The organism is Gilliamella sp. BG1, from assembly GCF_046635625.1.
GTDB lineage: Bacteria > Pseudomonadota > Gammaproteobacteria > Enterobacterales > Orbaceae > Gilliamella > Gilliamella bombi.
This window is the reverse complement of sequence record NZ_JBIDFG010000034.1, coordinates 1-4,475: the sequence shown is the minus strand read 5'-3', so window position 1 is coordinate 4,475 and position 4,475 is coordinate 1. Positions and strand designations below refer to the sequence as shown.

The 4,475-nt window shown below is 35.5% G+C and carries 3 protein-coding genes; 1 reads left to right on the top strand and 2 read right to left on the bottom strand.

Annotated features, from left to right (window positions below):
- Positions 1–752 precede the first annotated feature (752 nt).
- Complete coding sequence (locus tag ACGH80_RS11490) at positions 753–2,108, bottom strand: PFL family protein (RefSeq protein ID WP_174798959.1); 1,356 nt, start codon at positions 2,106–2,108, stop codon at positions 753–755.
- Positions 2,109–2,143: 35 nt separating this feature from the next.
- Positions 2,144–2,413, bottom strand: coding sequence for an ACT domain-containing protein (locus tag ACGH80_RS11485; RefSeq protein ID WP_174798960.1), 270 nt, complete (start codon positions 2,411–2,413; stop codon positions 2,144–2,146).
- A 140-nt stretch (positions 2,414–2,553) separates the two neighbouring features.
- Between ACGH80_RS11485 and ACGH80_RS11480 the strand changes: the two genes are divergently transcribed.
- Entirely contained in the window at positions 2,554–3,768 is a 1,215-nt protein-coding gene (locus ACGH80_RS11480; RefSeq protein WP_174798961.1) for a pyridoxal phosphate-dependent aminotransferase, read from the top strand.
- Positions 3,769–4,475 lie beyond the last annotated feature (707 nt).

Below are 4,475 nucleotides of genomic sequence, written 5' to 3'. Positions count from 1 at the left end.
GCCACTAAAATAAGACCGCCCTAATTGGCGGTTTTTTATTGAGTGAATACCTAAAGTGTACACTTGTGAATAGTAAACATTTAAGTATACACCACTCAAACCCTTTTAGGATAAGGATTCAAGCAAGTAGTGAACACCGTGCATACTTTTTTATTAAATTTTATTTTTATGGGGAGGAGGTATAAAAAATCTAAAATATAATTAACGAATACCACTCACCTAGATAAATTTTTACACCGTCAAAATTCTAAAACCAATTTTTAACCTTTCAATTTGGCAAGATTAAAATACCTAATATTGGGGGTCACTTTTTATTTTGGGACTATGCTTGGGACTATTTCTTCAATAAAGAAAAAGCAAAACCCTTTATTGAAAAGGCTTTAATAAGATCATTTCAAGTCCCCGCCCAGCACCAAATCAATAAACAGCAACATTCTTTTAAACCCTGCAAAGCACACCAAACCCAGTAATAACAAGCCTTAAAGTCTATTTTATTGCCCATTAAGTATCAGTAAGGTACATTTTAAACCACATCTTAAACCACATCTTTTAGGTATATACTTAAGTACAAATACTATATAATTAAAAATTATATACTTAAAATTATTATGGCAAGAAAAGCAGCCTTGATAATAGATACCCGAATAAAAGCCACCAATTCATGAAATAAGGAATATTCATTATTTATAGCGATAATCCGCCTACCTTGCTGTAGACGGAGTAAGGGAAAATATTCATTTAAAATAAATATATTAGTTTTTAAATGAATGAATTGGAGCGGGAATTCTTCCACCTCGATTAATAAAATCACATGAACTAAATTTGTTTACTGACATAACGGGAGCATGGCCAAGTAAACCACCAAATTCAATGTTATCTCCTACTTTTAATCCCTCGGCTGGAATAATTCGCACCGCTGTTGTTTTGTGGTTAATCACCCCTATTGCAGCCTCATCTGCAATGATCGCCGAAATAGTTTCAGCTGGCGTATCGCCTGGAATTGCAATCATATCCAGTCCAACAGAACAAACACAGGTCATTGCTTCTAGTTTTTCAAGATTAAGTGCACCGTTATTTACAGCATCAATCATACCTGCATCTTCCGAAACAGGGATAAATGCACCGCTTAATCCGCCAACATGGCCACAAGCCATTACTCCACCTTTTTTAACCGCATCGTTTAGCATAGCTAGTGCTGCAGTTGTACCGTGTGTACCAACTGCTTCTAATCCCATTTCTTCTAAAATGTGTGCAACCGAATCACCAATTGCTGGGGTTGGAGCTAACGATAAATCGACAATACCAAATTTAACGCCTAAACGTTCAGAAGCCTCTTTACCAACTAGTTGCCCCATACGAGTAATTTTAAATGCAGTTTTTTTGATAGTCTCAGCTACAACATCAAATGGCTGACCTTTGACTTTTTCAAGTGCTCGCTTAACTACACCAGGACCACTGACACCAACGTTAATGACGCAATCAGCTTCCCCTACGCCATGAAAGGCACCTGCCATAAATGGATTATCTTCAACAGCATTAGCAAACACAACTAACTTAGCACAGGCCATGCTACTATTATCAGCTGTTAATTGCGCGGCTTCTTTGATGACATTTCCCATTTGCTTTACTGCATCCATGTTGATCCCCGTTTGTGTAGAGCCAACATTTACCGAAGAGCAAACTCGTTCAGTCTGTGCAAGTGCTTGGGGAATTGATTTAATTAAAATTTCATCTCCTTTATGGTAACCTTTTTGTACCAGTGCTGAAAATCCACCAATAAAGTTAACACCAACTGCTTTGGCCGCTTCGTCCAAAGTTTTAGCAAACGCTACATAATCTTTATCATCACTAGCACCGGCAATTAAAGATATTGGCGTAACAGAAATACGCTTATTGATTATTGGAATACCGAATTCTGAAGTAATCTGATCACCTACTTTAACAAGATCTTTTGCCAGATGTGTAATTTTGTTATAAATCTTTTGGCGTGCTTTTTCACCATCACTATCTATACAATCAAGAAGAGAAATACCCATGGTTATTGTACGGATATCAAGTTTTTCTTCCTCAATCATTTTAATGGTTTCGAGGATCTGTTTTGTTTCCATTAGTATTATCCTTTTATTAAAATATAGAATTAATATTATAAACGATGCATAGCATCAAAAATTTCTTCTCTTTGAAGATTAACTTTAACTTTTAGATTTTTACCTGTTTGCATCAACACAGTTTTTACTTCATCAAATGACACATTAATTTTAGATAGGTCAAGTAACATAATCATCGTAAAATACTCATCCATAATAGTTTGGCTGACATCTAAAATATTAATATCTAATTCATATAACTTTTGGCTAATACCAGCAATAATACCTGTTTGATCTTTACCAATTACCGTTAAAATGGTTTTCATAACACTCCTCCGCACAAAAAATAGACAATTAAATAATATTTATTGAGCTAACTATAATAGCATCTTCAAAAATTATCGAAATAGGAGTAGATTGTTTTTTTCAGTAAAAATATCAATACAAGAACTAAAAAGAGCAACTTATGGTAAATTTCTCAAAATCCACAAAATTGGATCATGTTTGTTACGATATCCGTGGTCCAATTCTAGAGCATGCAAAACGACTGGAAGAAGAAGGTCAAACTATCCTGAAACTCAATATTGGAAACCCAGCGCCGTTCGGTTTTGCTGCGCCTGACGAATTATTAATTGATGTGATTAGAAACTTACCTTCCTCACAAGGATATTCCGATTCTAAAGGCCTTTATTCTGCTCGTAAAGCAATCATGCAGTATTATCAAGCTCGCGGAATTAATAGTTTAGATGTTGAAGATATTTACATCGGTAATGGTGTATCAGAATTAATCGTTCAATCCATGCAGGCCTTACTAAATAGTGGAGATGAAATACTCGTACCTATGCCTGATTACCCATTATGGACAGCAGCTATTAGTTTGTCTGGAGGTAGTGCTGTGCACTATCTTTGCGATGAAGAATCAAATTGGTCACCTGATATTGAAGATATTAAACGGAAAATAACTCCAAACACTAAAGGAATAGTAATTATTAATCCTAACAACCCGACAGGCGCTGTTTATAGTAAAGAAGTATTACTTGAGATCGCTGAAATCGCTCGTCAAAATAACCTAATCATCTTCGCTGATGAGATTTACGATAAAATTTTATATGATGATGCAGTGCATTATTCAATTGCTGCATTGGCCCCCGATTTATTTGTCATTACCATGTGTGGCCTATCAAAAACTTATCGAGTTGCTGGTTTTAGGCAAGGCTGGATGGCGCTTTGTGGCCCCAAAAACCATGTAAAAGGCTATATTGAAGGCTTAAATATGCTAGCTTCAATGCGTTTATGTGCTAATGTGCCATTACAACATGCTATTCAAGGAGCGCTAGGAGGCTACCAAAGCATCAATGAATTTATTGTTCCTGGAGGTCGCTTATATGATCAATGTATGTTGGCATGGCGTTTACTTAATGAAATCCCTGGGGTTTCATGTACTAAACCACAAGGTGCCTTGTATCTATTTCCAAAATTAGATCAGAAAAAATTCAACATCCATAACGACCAAAAACTCGTATTAGATTTTTTGTTACAAGAAAAAGTATTACTTGTACAAGGAACTGGCTTTAATTGGCATAAACCGGATCACGTTAGAATTGTTGCTTTGCCTCATTCTGGCCAACTTGAAGAGGCTATTGGAAGATTTGCTCACTTTCTATCTTCCTATAAGCAATAAATCGCTCATTGATTAATCCCCAGTTTCTGCTGGGGTAATTTTAATAGCTCAGCCAAAATAGATTTATAAAACCATATTTAACATTGTCTTTTTATTGTTGTAAAATACGGCTTATCTTCCTGTTTGAAACTTGATATTTTGTACTCCATAACCTCATAAAGCAGATTAGGAGTAACCAAGCACGTTTTATGCCACCAATACAGCTTTTTGATATATTTGTTGATTATGCTATACCTCAATTCAAAGTTCGTATCATCTTTTCTACCTTCTCATGTGTTTGTGGGTAGGCTGGTTTAGTCAATTTTTGCTTATTACTCGTTTTAACAAATAGGTGCTCAACTGCGCTTTACTGGTTCACGTCTGTATCCAGGATAAGGGGCATTCAATGTGGGTATTGGGCTAACAAAATTATTTTGTAAAAATTGTGCTGCATTAAATTGGGATTTATGGGAGTAAATGCCCGCATAGAGCTCATGTGAATAATCATCAATACCAACGAATAAATATTCTCACGTATTTTGTTTTTAAATAAAGGTTGTTAACATGTAGCCTTTCGCTCGGATAAGTTTTGTTATAGCGTTTAGCCAAATCAGTGACAGTTATTTTTTCTTTATGATATAGGTGATCCTAGCCAAAATATTAGACAGTGCCCGCCTCTATCATTTTTTCGTTTTGGTAATATTGTTGTTCATATTGTTCAGGTGATA